17 protein-coding genes and 1 riboswitch are annotated in these 15,169 nt (G+C 49.5%); of the genes, 3 read left to right on the forward strand and 14 right to left on the reverse strand.

The window, feature by feature from the left end; translation table 11 throughout:
* The 12 genes from ACOBQJ_RS15585 to ACOBQJ_RS15640 all read right to left on the reverse strand — a co-directional run.
* Positions 1 to 313 (reverse strand): Hpt domain-containing protein (locus ACOBQJ_RS15585; RefSeq protein ID WP_421072697.1); only part of this gene is annotated, 313 nt, incomplete at its 3' end.
* 71 nt (positions 314 to 384) lie between these two features.
* Positions 385 to 855, reverse strand: coding sequence for a response regulator (locus ACOBQJ_RS15590; RefSeq protein WP_421072698.1), 471 nt, complete (start codon positions 853 to 855; stop codon positions 385 to 387).
* 350 nt (positions 856 to 1,205) lie between these two features.
* On the reverse strand, positions 1,206 to 2,672 hold the full coding sequence (locus tag ACOBQJ_RS15595; RefSeq protein WP_421072699.1) for a sigma-54-dependent transcriptional regulator: 1,467 nt from the start codon (positions 2,670 to 2,672) through the stop codon (positions 1,206 to 1,208).
* Between the two features lie 9 nt (positions 2,673 to 2,681).
* On the reverse strand, positions 2,682 to 4,253 hold the full coding sequence (locus tag ACOBQJ_RS15600) for a PAS domain-containing sensor histidine kinase (protein ID WP_421072700.1): 1,572 nt from the start codon (positions 4,251 to 4,253) through the stop codon (positions 2,682 to 2,684).
* A 232-nt stretch (positions 4,254 to 4,485) separates the two neighbouring features.
* The gene (locus ACOBQJ_RS15605; RefSeq protein WP_421072701.1) at positions 4,486 to 4,977 is read right to left on the reverse strand and encodes a rubrerythrin family protein; all 492 of its coding nucleotides are present in this window, start codon (positions 4,975 to 4,977) and stop codon (positions 4,486 to 4,488) included.
* Positions 4,978 to 5,098: 121 nt separating this feature from the next.
* The gene (locus ACOBQJ_RS15610) at positions 5,099 to 6,190 is read right to left on the reverse strand and encodes a DUF763 domain-containing protein (RefSeq protein ID WP_421072702.1); all 1,092 of its coding nucleotides are present in this window, start codon (positions 6,188 to 6,190) and stop codon (positions 5,099 to 5,101) included.
* A gap of 455 nt (positions 6,191 to 6,645) precedes the next feature.
* Positions 6,646 to 8,412 (reverse strand): dynamin family protein, encoded by a 1,767-nt coding sequence (locus ACOBQJ_RS15615; RefSeq protein ID WP_421072703.1) that lies wholly within the window; start codon positions 8,410 to 8,412, stop codon positions 6,646 to 6,648.
* A gap of 47 nt (positions 8,413 to 8,459) precedes the next feature.
* Positions 8,460 to 8,519: riboswitch (Fluoride riboswitch) on the reverse strand.
* An 11-nt stretch (positions 8,520 to 8,530) separates the two neighbouring features.
* A complete protein-coding gene (locus ACOBQJ_RS15620; RefSeq protein WP_421072704.1) occupies positions 8,531 to 8,674 on the reverse strand; it encodes a hypothetical protein in 144 nt (47 codons plus the stop codon).
* A gap of 51 nt (positions 8,675 to 8,725) precedes the next feature.
* On the reverse strand, positions 8,726 to 9,061 hold the full coding sequence (locus tag ACOBQJ_RS15625) for a cupin domain-containing protein (protein WP_421072705.1): 336 nt from the start codon (positions 9,059 to 9,061) through the stop codon (positions 8,726 to 8,728).
* Positions 9,062 to 9,110: 49 nt separating this feature from the next.
* The gene (locus ACOBQJ_RS15630) at positions 9,111 to 9,836 is read right to left on the reverse strand and encodes an ABC transporter ATP-binding protein (RefSeq protein WP_421072750.1); all 726 of its coding nucleotides are present in this window, start codon (positions 9,834 to 9,836) and stop codon (positions 9,111 to 9,113) included.
* A 15-nt stretch (positions 9,837 to 9,851) separates the two neighbouring features.
* Positions 9,852 to 10,604: an ABC transporter permease gene (locus ACOBQJ_RS15635; RefSeq protein WP_421072706.1), complete on the reverse strand. Its 753-nt coding sequence runs from the start codon at positions 10,602 to 10,604 to the stop codon at positions 9,852 to 9,854.
* A complete protein-coding gene (locus tag ACOBQJ_RS15640) occupies positions 10,579 to 11,559 on the reverse strand; it encodes an ABC transporter substrate-binding protein (RefSeq protein ID WP_421072707.1) in 981 nt (326 codons plus the stop codon). Before ACOBQJ_RS15640 ends, ACOBQJ_RS15635 begins: the two co-directional genes overlap by 26 nt.
* Before the next feature lie 156 nt (positions 11,560 to 11,715).
* Here ACOBQJ_RS15640 and ACOBQJ_RS15645 point away from each other — a divergent pair, with 156 nt between their 5' ends.
* Both ACOBQJ_RS15645 and ACOBQJ_RS15650 read left to right on the forward strand, forming a co-directional pair.
* Positions 11,716 to 12,546 carry an SIR2 family NAD-dependent protein deacylase gene (locus ACOBQJ_RS15645; protein WP_421072708.1) on the forward strand — a complete coding sequence of 277 codons (831 nt, stop codon included), beginning with the start codon at positions 11,716 to 11,718 and terminating at the stop codon, positions 12,544 to 12,546.
* 4 nt (positions 12,547 to 12,550) lie between these two features.
* Positions 12,551 to 13,036, forward strand: a complete 486-nt coding sequence (locus ACOBQJ_RS15650) for a hypothetical protein (RefSeq protein WP_421072709.1) — start codon at positions 12,551 to 12,553, stop codon at positions 13,034 to 13,036.
* 39 nt (positions 13,037 to 13,075) lie between these two features.
* Here ACOBQJ_RS15650 and ACOBQJ_RS15655 read toward each other — a convergent pair whose 3' ends face one another.
* Together ACOBQJ_RS15655 and ACOBQJ_RS15660 are read right to left on the reverse strand one after the other, a co-directional pair.
* Entirely contained in the window at positions 13,076 to 13,720 is a 645-nt protein-coding gene (locus tag ACOBQJ_RS15655) for a thiamine diphosphokinase (protein WP_421072710.1), read from the reverse strand.
* Between the two features lie 94 nt (positions 13,721 to 13,814).
* A complete protein-coding gene (locus ACOBQJ_RS15660; RefSeq protein WP_421072751.1) occupies positions 13,815 to 14,102 on the reverse strand; it encodes a thiamine-binding protein in 288 nt (95 codons plus the stop codon).
* 374 nt (positions 14,103 to 14,476) lie between these two features.
* Here ACOBQJ_RS15660 and ACOBQJ_RS15665 point away from each other — a divergent pair, with 374 nt between their 5' ends.
* Entirely contained in the window at positions 14,477 to 15,142 is a 666-nt protein-coding gene (locus tag ACOBQJ_RS15665; RefSeq protein ID WP_421072711.1) for a hypothetical protein, read from the forward strand.
* Positions 15,143 to 15,169: the final 27 nt, after the last annotated feature.

Consider the following 15,169-nt stretch of genomic DNA (forward strand, 5'->3'; position numbering starts at 1 on the left):
CGGTGGTCCTGATTAAAAGGTCCACGTGGGCCGGTTTTATTACGGCCTGCCCGCTCCTGAATATGTCAAGCAGGGTCTCTGCTTCGTGGGTCACGCTGATGATGGTCTGCAGGTCTAGGAATGACGCCGATCCTTTGAGCGAGTGGAACAGCCTAAAGATGGCGTTTAGGATGGCCTCGTCTATTTCTCCCACGGTCAGCGCTTTTTCTTCCATGGCTATTATCTGCGGCTCTACGTCGTCCAGCATCTCCCGGCTGTCATTCAAAAAACATTTGACCATTTCCAGCTTTTCTTCAAAATCACCGTATGCCATAGTCGTCACCTCGTATTTAAACCTTTTTTCGGATTAATCTTTACTTTTAAATCCCTGTACAACAAACCTGTTTAATTGTCGGAATTTTTCTTCAATATCTTTAACAAATCTTCGTATGCTTGTTTCAGACGCGCATACTCCATGGTGAGGCGGGCGTGCTCAATTTTAGCCTTTTTCTGCCCGCTCAGCTCGTATTCGATTTTTTCCAGGGTGTCCATTAACTCGTTTAAGTTGATCGGCTTGCCGAAAAAAGCGTAAGCCCCGTTATTCAGAGCAGCTATAGCTGTCTCCACATCACCGTATCCGGTGGCAATAATCACCTTTGCTTCAGGATTTATAGAGCGGGCTTTTTTCAGGACATCGATACCGCTCAGACCGGGCATTTTCATATCAGTAATAACAACATGGTGCTGGTTTCTCTGATAAGCTGCCAGGGCCGCTTCCGGTACGGTGTAAGCATTACAGTTGTGTCCGGCGGGTTCCAGGACGGTGGCAAGGCCGTCCAGGCAATCCGCGTCGTCGTCGATCAGCAGGATATTCATTACTTTCCTCCCAGTCCGGGAAATTAGCCAGTTTGCGCTTGCAATAAACTAATTTCAATTATTTACATATTAATCGGCTTTTTGGCAATCAAATTTACTAGCAAAGTACGTGCCAGCGTTGAAACAACATTTGCATAAAAAGAAAAGGATATTTTTACGGTCTACCACCTGTAGCAGGGCAGTGACAGCAAAATATCCCATATGTTGTAGCAGCTGGCTTTAAAAAATTTAACAGGCAGGATTCAAGAATTCTTGAGACAATCAAATATTGTGTTTGCCGTGATGATACTCAATTATTTAAATGAACGTATCGGTGCACGGATACGTACAAATGTACCTATCCGTACATGTTATTTGCCCAGGCGGTCGAGCCTGCAGTAAAGAGAGCGGCGCGAGATGCCGAGGTACCTGGCTGTCTCGGTTTTGTTACCTTTAAACATCTCCATTGTTTTCAAAATAATATTGTTGTAGAATTCTTCCAGCGGCAGGCCGCCTGGCGGGAGGGAGAAATTTTCATAGTCCAATGTTCCGGCGCCGCTGTTTTCATCAACTGCCCGGTATAACCGGTCTTTTTGCAGGATGCCCAGGTGAGCGGGCTTCAGTTCATCGTCATCCCACATGATCACAGCCCACTCCACGACATTTTTTAATTCCCGCACATTGCCCGGCCAATGATATGAGAGCAGCATTTGAGCCGCCTCACGGCTGATTGTTCTAAAACCTTTTTTCTTTTCTCCGGCGTATTCCGTTAAAAACATTCCGGCCAGGGGCAGTATGTCGTCAACACGCTGCCTTAAGGGCGGCAGGTATATATGTCCCACGCTGAGGCGGTAGTACAGGTCCTGCCTGAAAGACCCTTCCTTCATTTTTTTCTGGATATCCACATTGGTGGCACATATAATACGCACGTCGGCGGCAATTTTTTTCAACCCGCCAACCCGGTAAAACTCTTTTTCCTGGATTACACGCAGCAGTTTAGCCTGCAGGTTAACGGGGATCTCCACAAACTCGTCCAGGAAAATTGTGCCCCCTTTAGCCAGGTCCAGTTTTCCTTTTTGCCCTCCGGCCTGGCCTCCGGTAAACGCCCCGGCCTCATAGCCGAATAATTCACTTTCAAATAAGCTGGGAACGATCGCGGCACAGTTCAGATCGACAAATGGAGCCGTAAGGTCGCCGGAATTATAGTGGATATACCTGGCGATTAATTCTTTGCCCGTACCGGTCTCGCCCTCGATTAGAACGGGGACCGAACGGTCGTCCTGAAGCTTTTGGGCCAGCTGGATTACTTTTTTCATCGGCCCGGAGAAGATGCCCATGATGCCAAGGCCGACAGATTCAAAGTAGGCTTTTTGGAGGCGTGTCAGTTCCTGCCTGGTCTCCCGGGTCGCCTCATTAACGACAGTATCAAATTTATCGTTAAGGATTTTGTTTTCCCGGCGCAGCGCCTGGCGTTCCTCCACACGCCCGGTCACCGCCGCCAGTTCTTCAACGTTGATGGGCTTTAAGAGGTAATCGTAAGCTCCCGCCCTTAATGCTTCAACGGCCGTTTCCACATCTCCGTAGCCGGTAAAAAGCACAACGTCAAAATCCTGCCTGGCGGGGTGCCGGGCCAGCTCCCGCAGCAGTTCTATCCCGGACATCCTGGGCATTTTTATATCGGACAGGATCATCTGCATGTTCCCGGCTTGAAAAGTCTTCAGCGCTGACTCTCCGTCCCCGCATTCGGTTACTTCATGCCCGAGTTCCCGCAAAAATTCACCCACGTTCGTCCGGCTGTCCTGATCATCATCAACAAGCAGGATATGCAAATACAACACCGCCCAAATTTAATTCTTCACCGGCAGTTCAACCCTGAAAGTCGCCCCGCCTTTTTCATTGTTAAAGGCTTCGATCTGACCGCTGAAGCCGGACAAAACAGTCTGGACGATGGACAGCCCCAGGCCCATTCCCTCCCCGGTCTCCTTGGTCGTAAAAAAAGGATCAAAAATGCCGTCTTTTATATCGTCGCTGATGCCGGTCGCGTTGTCGCTGATTTCCATTATCACTTTCTCTCCCGCGGCATTAGTGCTGCAAGTGATCTCTTTATCCTCCACGGCGGCCTTGTCTAAAGCCTGCATCGCGTTGACCAGCAAGTTGATCGCTACTTCTTCCAGCCTGTTTTTGTTGCCATATACTCCTGGCAGGTCTTTCGCCAATTTTTTAACCACATTAATCTTATGTGAAGTCAGCTGCCGGCCGAGTACGCCCAGCGCCCCGCTAACGGCGTTATTCAAGTTGCACAGCTCCATTTCCGTGGCGCTGCCGCTGCCCACAAGAGAGCGCATGTGCTTAATTATCTCATCCACCCGGCCGACCTGTGCCGAGATTTTCTGTAAATTCTTCAGTACCCTTTCCTGCTCCAGGGTGCGGCCCCTCTTATGCCAGTACAGCATCCCGTCAACAATAACTTTCATAGTGTTCAGGGGCTGGTTGATCTCGTGGGCGATGCCGGCTGATATAGTGCTTAAGGACGCCAGCCTCTGGGCCCTGGCGGTCTGCTCCATGAGCCTCTGTTTTTCCCTGTTCATATTGACCTGTTCGGTAATATCCCTCCAGGTGCTGGCCACGGCGACAATGTTCCTGGCAGTATCCCGGATCGGCGTCAGCGTTATGGCCACTTCGAGCAGGCTGCCGTCTTTTCTCCGGCGTACAGCCTCGTAAGCGACCGCCTTTCCCTGCATCGTTACTTTTTGTATATATCCCCTGGCCTCTTCCAGCAGGTGTTCCGGGACCATCTGCAGTTTCATTCCGTCTAATTCAGATACAGCCCAGCCGAATGTGTCCTCAAAAGCCTTGTTAATCTGTAATATGGTACCTTCACGGTCCCATATGGCAATAGCGTCGGCGGAATTATTAATAAACGATTCAAGCTGTTCTTTCGCAGACTTTAACTCGTCCTCCGCCTGTTTTCTCTCGGTTATGTCCCGGATATTGCTTGTAAAGTAAGTCTCGCTGCCTGCTTTCCAGCTCGATATATACATTTCAACGGGAAATTCGCCGCCGTCCTTTTTCAAGCCGGATATTTCTATCGTTTTACCTATGAAATCCGACTCCCCGGTCCTGATAAACCGTTCCAAGCCTTTTTGACACACTTCGTGGAACCGCTCCGGCATGATTATGGTTACCGGCTTGCCCAGTACTAACCTTGAGGAATAGCCGAACATGGTTTCTGCCGCGTAATTGAAAAAAGTGATATTTCCCCTGCAGTCCACAGATATGATGGCGTTCCTGGCGGCCTGGGCAATGGAAAGGTAATGTTTTTCCCTGCCCCTGGACTCCTCCAGCAGGCGAAAATTTCTGTGGCGGAGTTCTTTCAGCTCGTTAATTAACTGCTCTTTTGACTTCTCCTCGTCTTTCATCAGGAACTCCCCGGGCATCTCTTAATTGGCCCTTTTTCTGTTTGTCTTATCACCAAGTTATATTCTTACTGGATCTTCTACTTCCTTCTCCAAAATAATCAAAAAAGGGACATTTTTTTCCATACGGCAGCGTAAAAAAATACCTCGAAGTATCATGGATAATACTCAAGGTATTTTTAACGAAATTTTTTTTATGGTGTTTACTTAGAAGATGGTTTATTAACTTCAGGCTTTAACCTACATTTTTAAAAGCTTTAGCCGGCGCGCCGCATATCTGACACTTGTCGGGAGCGCCGTTTTCCACTACATTGCCGCAGACCGTGCAGAGATAATACTCAACATCGGGTTTGCTTTCCAGGTTATCAAGTAATTTCTGATACAAGTCCGCGTGGACCTTCTCGGCCTCGTTGGCAAAGTGAAAGGCCTTCTTGGCCGCGTTGTTGCCCTCTTGTTCCGCTTCTTTGATAAATCCCGGGTACATTGTGGTAAATTCGTAAGTTTCGCCTTCTATGGCGGCCTTTAAATTTTCGGCGGTAGTTTTAATAGCCCCCAGGGCTCTCATTTCAGATAAAGCATGGATCGCTTCTGCTTCGGAAGCCGCCCTGAACATTTTAGCGACAGCGGTATAGCCTTCTTCCTCAGCCTTTTTGGCAAAAGCGGCGTATTTGCGGTTTGCCTGTGATTCACCCGCTACCGCGGCCTTTAAATTGTCAACTGTTGCCATGTTTTCCCTCCTAGTAATTTTTATCTAATTATAACAATAATTTTATTATCAAATCACATATATTTCCTTAAATATTTATTAAGATTTAAATCTTTACTAGGATTTACAATATCCAGTTTTTTTATAAGTGCGCGCTGATGGCTGACAGCCTCTTCAGCGCGTCCATGTTTGACCGGTCGCCGGTTTTGGCCCGGCGCAGGGCTTTTTCCAGCATGGCGATGGAGCTGTCGTAGTCCCGGCGGTTTACCGGGAACGGGTGGCCGTCCTTACCCCCATGGGCGAAGCTGTAGCGGACGGGGTCAGTGCGGCTGGCCCCGGCGTTATAAACAACCTCTGAAACCATCGCGAAAGCCCTTACCGCTGCCGGGCCCACGCCTTCCACAGCCAGCATCCCCTCGTAGGTGGACGGCTGAATATCATAGAGCCTGGCCAGTGTTTTTTCAATGCGGCCGGCCTGCGGGACAGGATGCGCGGCGGGCAGGTCCAGTACCCTGAGCCGGTCTGCCGGCAGCCCGGACAGCTTTTTCAGCACACTGACCACCTCGTCCGGCCTCCCGGCCAGGTAAAGCGAGGCGTCCCTGGCGCCGGCGCTCTCCCCGGCAACCATGTTCAATATTTCCTTCACAGGCTGACCGCACACTGCCGCATGGGGTTCCCGGACAAAAGTGTCAACCTCGCCGCCCAGCCAGTGATAGCGCCTGGCCCAGCCGGAGTCCGGGTCCATGCCCTGCTGTACCACCGCCCAGCTGCCGTCGGCGGTAAAGGCGAAAACATGGTGGTAAATTTGGAAGCCGTCCTGCAGTGCCGCGCTGTCCACCTTGGCCGACATCCGGCTGGCGTACTGCAGCGACCCCACGTTTACCGGCAGGGAAAAGCGGTCGGCGTATTCCTCAATCTCCAGCGGTGTTTTGCGGGAAGCCATAGCCTTGCCGCCGGCCAGGTAAAGGCCCAGCGCGTGTTGTTTGGGTCGCAGCCCCTCCTTCAAGGCGCCGCATAACACGGTGGTAAGGCCGGAGGAATGCCAGTCAAACCCTACCACGCAGCCGAGCGCCTGAAACCAGAACGGGTCGGAAAAACGCTTCAGCACTTCGCCGGGACCGTATTCTTCCACTACCGCCTCGATTATGGCTGAACTGAGCTTCACCATCCGGTCAAAAAGCCAGCGCGGACAGTGGTGGCCGTGCAGCGGCAGGTTTGCAATCCCGGTCCTCAAAATATCACCCCCCAGTGAGATGTGAGACGTGAGAAATGAGACGTGAGAGTGGAAGACAGATCTTAAGGGTTAAAGACCTGAAAGGAATGCAGTTATTACTGACATCCGACGTCTGATGTCTGACGATCGACTTCTAAATTGTTCGGCTTCTTCCGGTTAGCGGAATGGGGACACACCTCTCTTATAAGCATTCCTGCATGCTGAGGAATGTCCCCGATTGGAATGGCGGAATTGATCCCGCCCCAAAATGGAATACCCGGGTACTCACGACCCATACTCAATTAATATCCTCAGAATAATTATACACAGAACATAGGTTCTGTGCCATACTTTTATAACAATATTGCAAAATCCATGGTGTTGAAACCCGCTGTTCCGTTGAGACGTGAGAAATGAGACGTGAGATGTAAGAGTTGCAGCTTCAGCCGCACATTGATCGGCTGAAACCAACCTAATTATATTTTTATTTTTTCGAGCAGCCCTTTCAGCTGCAAACTTACATCTTCCAACAGGTCTTTCTGTTTGTCTAATCCGGCGCGGTACTCATTTAGTTCGATCTCGCTTTTTTCCCTCATCATCAACGCCCTGGCCAGTGCTGCCGCTGTACCTTCGACGGCCGAAGCGTATTTATCCGCGAGTTCCTTTTGAAAACGCCTGGCGCTTTCACTGATGCGGTCGCTGTAGTCAGTCCTCAGCCTGCCGCAGTTCCGGTCCAGGTCTCTCTCGATCTTCTTCTTCATTTCCCTTACTATCTTTGGGCCTGCGATAAATCCGGGCAGAAAAATCGCGCCGATCCTGACCGGGTCCGGCAGAAGCATCGACTGTTCTTCGCCGAATACAAAGTAAAGCCTTGACTCATCTGTGAACGGCTCTGTCTTTGTGAAGCCCTGGATATCAATTTTGAAAATTTTCGCGGACTGTGCCAGAAGATCTTCGACAGCTTTATTTGTTTTATCGGAAAATCTCGCAGTTACTTTCCCGAAGGCGTCCTTCACTTTTTCTTCAATTACAGGTTTCAAGTTTTCAAAAGCTTCCATTATAGCCGATTCTATATGCGTTTCAAACAGTTTTAGAAGCTGCCTGCCCGGCAGGTTTTTATTTTCCGTGAAAAGGACATCGATGTCTTTTCCAATCTTATCGTTCTGGCTTTCCTGAAAGGGCATGATTTCTTTTTCCAGTACGCTGTAGACCTTCTTAATCTCCCCCTGAAAAATATACCTGTTGTCCTCCTGGTCCCGTCTCAGGTCCTCCACCATTTGGTGAAACAGTCCGATTTTTGATTGCAGTTCTTCCAGGGGCAGCGCCTGTGCTTTAAATTCTATCTGCATGCCCACCGTCAGCTCATCCACCGCGCTGAGCCCTCTGTTGCATGCGGCCGCTAATACAGCCGCACCCTTTTCAGTCAACAGGAACCGTTCCAAAACATTTGTAAATTCCGGCAGGTTGCTTTCCGCCAGCATCCGGCTGTCATTCTTAACCCTGCCTTCCAGCGCCATTTTGGCTGAAAGGGGAATAATATTTGCGCCATCAAAACCAGCTTTTTCTGCCAATGTCCGTTCGGCAAATTTTAACGCTTCCAGCCTGTCCCTTTGCTCAAGGTAATCAATTTTGTTTAAAATAAAAAATGTTTTAACCGAATAACGTTTTATTTCTTCCAAAAAACTGCATTCGGAACGGCTTAAAGGTTGGTCGGATGAAAGCAGGAAAATGGCGGCGTCAACTTTCGGCAGAAATTTATAAGTCTCGTCGGTATTGTTCTGGTATACAGAACCCACCCCCGGGGTATCAATTAAAATTACACCTTCCTTCAAATAAAGAGAAGGATATTCAAGCTGTACCAGCTTTACTTTTTTTGCGTTTCCCGGGTTCCCTTCTTCGGTAACATAGCCGGGCACCTCCGCAAGGCTGACATATAACCTATCGCCGTTTAAAAAGACGACTTCCGCCTTTACGATTTCACCGTAACGGACCATGGTCACGATTGAAGTCAGGGGCACCACGGCTGACGGCAGGAGTTCCGCCCCCAGCAGGGCGTTTATAAAAGTCGTCTTCCCTCTTTTAAATTCTCCGAGCACAACCAGGTTGAACACGTCCTGGCCGAGTTTTTCACCTGCTTCTCTGATATACGAGGCAAGGTGGGGCGCCTCTCTCTGAGAGGCAAAAGACCCAACGGCCAGCAGCTCTTTTAAAACTTCTTTTTTCAGATCGCTGTAGCTGTCCAAGAAAATCCTCCTTAAAAAATAAAATAGCTTCTGCCGGCATAATAAAATCGCGGGTAGAAGCTATCAGCACTTTCAGCGTTTAAGCGAGCCTCATCGCCTGGTATATATATAACAATATTTATTTTAGTCTGAAACAAACGGCAGTGTCAATAATAACCGGCAACTCTCTGGCTTTATCAGCTCTTACGGTAATTGCTTGACTAAATGCTTTTGATGAAAATAAACCCTCCGGATTTTTATACTCCACTCTGAAAGCAGACATTGTTTTCCCTCCTTTAAGATTTGTGGTGACCAGGCCAGGTTTCTCTGTCACCTATTTATTTTGGTTATCGGCAGAAAGCGGGCTCCTTACTATAAGCACGTGAAATTCCTGATGAGGCGATGCCTTTAAACCGCGCGGCGTGTTCTTGGGGCTGAAAACTATGTCCGTTTCAGCGGCGCTTGTTTGCTCCTCGCCTATTTCTATTATTCCGCCGCCTTTAACTACATAAAAGAAAGCGTCATCAGGCATGGCGTGTTTTTCCACCGCTTCGCCCGGCTTAAGCAGCAAATTCATAATTAAAAAAGAAGGCCGGTCCAGGAGTTTTCTCGCTGCAAAGCCCATAGGAGTGGTGAATACCGGGACTTCCGACATCCTTACAACTTCCATGTAAAAGGCTCCTTTCAAAAAACAGGTGACAGGGGACGTCCTCTGTCACTTAAAGGTTCGAAAAATATTTTTTGTTTTCTCCCTCCAGCAGGGCAAGCATTCTGGCGTGGTTGGCGGGAAGCGGCTCCTGGAGGACGTTTCTCTGCGTCAGCGGCACGTCTATTTTCACATCGTCCAGTACAACTGCCGGTCGGGCGGACAGGACTATCACCCTGTGCCCCAGGAGCAGGGCGTCCATTATGTCGTGGGTTACAAATATAATTGTGCTGGGCTTTTCCTGCCACATCCTGGCCACCTGCCGGACCAGCCCCAAACGTAAGGGTGTGTCCAGCGACTTAAAAGGTTCGTCCATCAACAAAAGGTCGTGCGGGAAGGCAAAAGCCCGGCACAGGGCCAATCTCTGCTTCATCCCGCCGCTGAGAGCCTTGGGGTAACTGTCGCGGTACTCATAGAGACCCATCATGGTCAGGTATTTTTTGATTAATTCCTGCTGCCTCGCCGGCGGCACGGTGTCCTGCAAAACAAAAGCGATGTTCTGGGCTACAGTTTTCCAGAGCAGCAGCCTGGGATCCTGGAAGACATAGCTCACGAGCATACCTTTAGTCCCGGTAATCCGCCCCGCGTCAGGCTGTTCCAGCCCGGCCAGCAGCTGCAGTATTGTAGTTTTGCCGCACCCCGAGGGGCCGATAATACAGGTGATTTCATTTTTTTCGGCATGCAGGGAAAAATCACGCAGGACCTTGGTCTGCCCCAGCGTTTTATGCACATGCTCCATAGTGATCAAGCGTTATCACATCCAGTGGCGCAATCTCTTATTGACAAGATAATTTAAAAGCCTGTCCGTAAGCAGCCCGAGTGCTATCAGGACCAAGGTCCAGGCAAAAAGGTCTGAGGTTTCCAGGTTTATCCGCGATACCGCCATCCTGGCGCCAATACCCGTGGAAACGCTGAGGAACTCGGCCATCGCCACGGCTTTCCAGGTGGTGCCCAGGGCGGTGATAACACCGGCCAGCAGGTAGGGCAGGACCTGGGGAAGATAAATTTCACGGAAAATGCGCGAGCGGTTGATCTGAAACACAGCAGCCATCTGCAGCAGCTGTACGTCTATATTTTTTACACCCTGGACAGTATTAATAATGATCAGGGGGACGGTGGTCACAAAGACAACAAAAGACGGCACCTTGCTGAAACCAAGCCAGATCATGGCCAGCAGAAGCCAGGAGACAAGCGGCGTTACCTGCAGGCCTACCACGAGCGGCCTGAAAAGGCTGGATACCAGCGGGCTGAGACCGATTAACAGCCCCAGGGGCAGTCCAATTATCACAGCCAGGCCGAAACCTGTCAAGCCGCGGGCCAAAGTTTGCCCCCCCTGCTCCCACAGCTGTCCGCCTGTCGCCAGTTTAACGGCTGAACCGGCCACCTCCAGCGGAGAAGGCAGGATAACATGGTGGTAATAGCCTGACGCAACCTGCCACAGTAAAATAAACAGGGCTAAACCGAAAAGGGGCGCCAGGCCCCTAGTCAGCAAGGAAGAATTTTTCATCGGGAAGTTTTCCCCCCACCATATCCGGTGAAATATCAAGCAGCCTGGACAAATATATATTAACGTCTTCTCTGGCTTCCGAGCCGCTGGCAAAAAACATGCGGGTTTTTTCCATACTCTTGATAAATACCGGCGACGGTATATTCATGTTGGAAAACGCCAGCGGAGCTGCTTCGGCAGGATTGGCCACAGTCCATTCCACTGCGCTTTTATAGGCGTTTTGGAATTCAGTCACTGCTTTGGGGTATGATCGGGCAAATTCATTCCGTACTACCATGCCGGCCTGTGGCAGCCTGGCGTCTTTTCCTTCAAAGGCCTGCCAGTCTTCATAAAAATCCCTGGCCATGCGTGCCTGGCTGTTGTTCATTAGCACCTGAGTCGCCTGCGGCTCCGGCAGTACAACGTTTTTCGCCAGTCCGTTGATCATCAGCTGGGCGATTTCCGGGGAACTCAGGTAAGCAAGCTTGATATCGCCCGCTTTCATCCCGTTTTTACTCATGAAATACTGAGTCAATACATCGGGGCTGGACCCCTGGGCGCCCACGTAGAGTTCTTTCCCTTTAAGGTCCTGCCATTTTGTGACCTGGCTGTCCGTGGTCAAAAGATAAAGGATACCCCAGGTACTCACGTTGGCCAGGGATATATCCACCTGCTTGTTATACAGCTTGGCGGCCACGTTCAGCGGCAGCACAGTGAAGTCGGCCTCGCCCTTGGCTATCCTGGTGGTCGCCTCTTCCACCGATTTGTATAAGATCAGTTCCATTTTAGCACCACCCAAGGTGCCGTCCTTGGCAAATTTTAAAAGAGGTGTGGTGGGAGGAGCCATGGGAGCCTGGATCACAATCTTTTCTGGCATCGCCTGGCTGTCCTGCTTTTTAGAGCCGCCCGGCCCGCAGCCTGCAGCCAGAAGAAACACGATTAAAGTCAGCAGTGCCGCCATCCTGATTTTCCACATGCCGATTCCCCCTTTAGAGCTCAATATTTTCGTTATTGTTCCCTCTTGTTCTTAATAATTGTCTTAAATTTTTTATTTAAAATAAATGAAATTGTGAATTTAAATGGAATTATTTATGCTAAAAAGATAATACACTTTTTTGCAAGGAGAATAAAGATGGACATACAAAAAAAGTTTGAGGATGCCGCCAGTGTTATCAAAAACTCCAAAGCCCTGGTCGTCACAGCCGGGGCCGGCATGGGTGTGGACTCGGGCCTGCCGGACTTCCGCGGCGACAAGGGGTTCTGGAACGCCTACCCCATGTACGAGCGGCTGGGGATCAATTTTGTTGAAGCTGCCAACCCCATCCACTTTGCCATGGACCCTGCTTTCGGCTGGGGTTTTTACGGCCACCGCGCCAACCTCTACCGCGAAGCATCCCCTCATGCCGGTTTTCAAATTATACTGGACTGGATATCGCGTTATAACCTGGACTATTTTGTCGCCACATCCAATGTCGACGGGCACTTCCAGCGTGCCGGCTTCGCTGAAGACAAAGTTTACGAGGTCCACGGGTCGATCCTTTACATGCAGTGCCTGACGCCTTGCTGCGAGGATATATGGGAAAACGGTGAAATTGTAGACGTCGACCTGGACTCCATGAGAGCAAAGAATATCCCTAATTGTCCTCGCTGCGGCGTGGTGGCCAGGCCCAATATCCTGATGTTCGGGGACTTTTCCTGGCTCAGCGAGCGCTCGGACCGCCAGAGCTACCGCTTCAACCACTTTTTATACGAGCACCGGGACGAAAACCTGGTGGTGGTTGAGATCGGCGCCGGCACAGGTGTGCCGACAATCAGGCGGACGAGCGAACATATCGGGGACCAGCGCCATGTGACGGTGATCCGGGTTAACCTGCGCGAGCCATACATACGGCAGCCGCACATATCTATAGCATGCGCCGGCCTGGAAGCGCTGCGAGGCATCGACGAAGCTTTGAAGAGGTGATACTATGCGGCGCTTTAAAGTGGTCAAGTCGGACTGTGCCGGTGAATATACAGGCGCGTGGGAAGACACCAGTTTTAAGCTGGTGGATGCCGGGTCCTGGGATGATCGTGAACAGCGGCCGGACGTCTTCCTCTGGCACTGGTCAAAAGAAAAAAATGACCTGCCGGTCCAGGAGGTCCTTTCGCTGCTGCCCAGACTGCTGGTGATCATCAGCAACAGGGGCGAGAATATTACTGTACCTGAAGAATTAATAGAAGTATACAACCTGCAGTCTTTTGCCGGCGAAGACACCAGCTTTACCATATGCAGCAGGCTCGAAGGCGAGGTCGCTGTGCCGGACTGGGATTTATATAAAAGCAGCAGCACCATAACCAGGGAAGAACAAATAAAGGCCGCCGCCGGCTCAATTTACCGCTTCCTGCTGGAAGACGTGATCCGGGAAACAGCCGAATGGTGCGGCCACATGTCTTCAGTAGTCGGCCACATGTAGACTAATTGAGTCGTGGATCTGACACCTGTCTTCCTGGTTTTACGGAACCGGCTTTTTATAATGAAAAACGGCGAGGATGCCCGAGTCCAGCCTGACGACCGGGCTTTCCCCGGTAATAATGTTGGAAACGGCCCACTGCCAGCTTATCTCCAGCGTGGCTTTATCCAGCGGGTATTTGAACCCGCTCAGGTCCACCCCCGACACCCTGTTGTCCAGGGCGATCAACGAGACCGTATCTCCCGGCAGACCCGGGACAACCAGTTGTTTTTTAACAAAGTATACTGTCAGGTCAGGTGATTCAAAAACAATATCGATGCCCCGATCTATAAAAGATGACGCGCTGAAAATATTGGAAAGGTTGTGGTCCAGCCTGGAACCGGTACCCCCCCAGACCACAATATCCCTGCCGCCTTCCCTTTCCACAAGCTCCAGTGCGATCTGCGTATCGGTAGAGTCTTTTTCCGAAGGGTGCAGTTCAAAGCTCACGCCCGCTTCTTCCATAAACCTGCGGTCATGTTCTCTAATTGAGTCCATGTCGCCCACAATCCAGTCCGGTATTATGCCCAGTTCGCGGGCGCGCCCGGCGCCGCCGTCCGCGCACACCGTCTTCTTAAATTGTCCTGCCCTGCGCCTGTACCAGTCCAGGTCACCATACGAGCCGTTGGTAATTACCAGGTACTTCATCGCTTAAACCTCCCGCCTGCCGGGATTTTGCCCATCATATTATTGTTTATACTCCTCTCCAATGCCTCCACTACAATATCACGGATCAAAAATGTCAGCGGTACTTGTGAATTTTTTCATCAATCGTGACACCACCGGCCTTGTAGTCGATCTTTACCACGGATATTATCCGGGAAGCCCCATTGTCAGCGCATATTTCCTGCGCCCTGGCAACAAGCTCAAAAAGCTGGCGGAGTTCTCCTTCCATAGTTGTCTCCATAGGGCCGACTATATATTTGACCCCGGACTCCCTGATCATATCTATAACCTTGTCCACAACCGGGTACAGGTCTTCTTCGGGAACGTTGGGAACTACCTGCAAGCTGACGTTGCAAACCATAATACCACCTCTATTATTAAAATAACTTCTCACAGGATTAACAGGATTATCAGGATTTACAAGATCAAAAATTTATTTTTTAAGTTTTTAAATCTAATAACCATACTTAATAAACACTTGGATGAAAATAAAACAGATTTAAATGTTAGATCAATCTTGTTAATCTATTTTTAAATCTTGTTAACCCTGTGAAACAAAATATTCTAACGCCCATCAAACTAGACACTTCTAGTGAACAGTAATGCAGGAAATTTAATGTGAAATGTAAAATACTCATTAACAATAGATGAACTTTGTTTTGCGCCTTTCAGACATGCTTATCTTAATTAACATCAACATTGGCATAAAAGTTTAAAGCATTAAATTGGAGGTAAGTTATGAAAACACCATGGCGAATTAGTGGGATTGCAGGGATTCTTTTTGTCTCACTCTCTTTCATCGCATTAGGCATCAATATACTGCCACCCGAATATAACCAGGATAAAGCAGCAATTTTAACATGGTTTGCTGTAAACAGCCAGTGGTATCGAATTGGTCACTTCATTGCCGGACTTGCCTTTCTGCTATTCTACTTTCCCTTCTTCGCAGGATTCTGCGAGAGACTTCGTGAGGCAGAAGGAACACCGGCAATCTGGTCACGGGTTGCATGGGCTGGTGCCATCATCTCACCTGCTGCAGGAACGATTGCCGGTGCTTTCTTTATAGGTGTGACTCTTCTTGGAGCTAGTGCATCACCAGAAGTATCGCAGTTTGGGACAGCGGCTTACTTCTATGCGTATGTCGTTTCGGGTGCGTATGGTGGAGTTGTTATGATAGGCGCTGCAATAATTATTATAAAAACTGGTATTTTCCGGCGCTGGTTAGGCTGGGCTGGTTTATTAATTGGTTTTGCAGCCATCAGTGGTACGGGAGCATTAGTTGAGAACAACCCGAAAGGACTATTTGCTAATATAAACGGTTTTGCATGGCTTGCATATTTTTTTTGGATCGCGGTCATATCAATTGAATTGATTCGAATTCCCGCTATAAAAATAAAAAATTAGTTATTTACTTTATAAACCAATATCCGT

Source organism: Pelotomaculum propionicicum (genome assembly GCF_048984525.1).
GTDB lineage: Bacteria > Bacillota > Desulfotomaculia > Desulfotomaculales > Pelotomaculaceae > Syntrophopropionicum > Syntrophopropionicum propionicicum_A.

Coding starts and splice junctions, on each gene's coding strand:
- ACOBQJ_RS15590 (WP_421072698.1), bottom strand. CDS start 855: ATGAATATCCTGCTGATCGACGACGACGCGGATTGCCTGGACGGCCTT.
- ACOBQJ_RS15600 (WP_421072700.1), bottom strand. CDS start 4,253: ATGAAAGACGAGGAGAAGTCAAAAGAGCAGTTAATTAACGAGCTGAAA.
- ACOBQJ_RS15605 (WP_421072701.1), bottom strand. CDS start 4,977: ATGGCAACAGTTGACAATTTAAAGGCCGCGGTAGCGGGTGAATCACAG.
- ACOBQJ_RS15620 (WP_421072704.1), bottom strand. CDS start 8,674: ATGTCTGCTTTCAGAGTGGAGTATAAAAATCCGGAGGGTTTATTTTCA.
- ACOBQJ_RS15625 (WP_421072705.1), bottom strand. CDS start 9,061: ATGGAAGTTGTAAGGATGTCGGAAGTCCCGGTATTCACCACTCCTATG.
- ACOBQJ_RS15630 (WP_421072750.1), bottom strand. CDS start 9,836: ATGGAGCATGTGCATAAAACGCTGGGGCAGACCAAGGTCCTGCGTGAT.
- ACOBQJ_RS15635 (WP_421072706.1), bottom strand. CDS start 10,604: ATGAAAAATTCTTCCTTGCTGACTAGGGGCCTGGCGCCCCTTTTCGGT.
- ACOBQJ_RS15640 (WP_421072707.1), bottom strand. CDS start 11,559: ATGTGGAAAATCAGGATGGCGGCACTGCTGACTTTAATCGTGTTTCTT.
- ACOBQJ_RS15645 (WP_421072708.1), top strand. CDS start 11,716: ATGGACATACAAAAAAAGTTTGAGGATGCCGCCAGTGTTATCAAAAAC.
- ACOBQJ_RS15650 (WP_421072709.1), top strand. CDS start 12,551: ATGCGGCGCTTTAAAGTGGTCAAGTCGGACTGTGCCGGTGAATATACA.
- ACOBQJ_RS15655 (WP_421072710.1), bottom strand. CDS start 13,720: ATGAAGTACCTGGTAATTACCAACGGCTCGTATGGTGACCTGGACTGG.
- ACOBQJ_RS15665 (WP_421072711.1), top strand. CDS start 14,477: ATGAAAACACCATGGCGAATTAGTGGGATTGCAGGGATTCTTTTTGTC.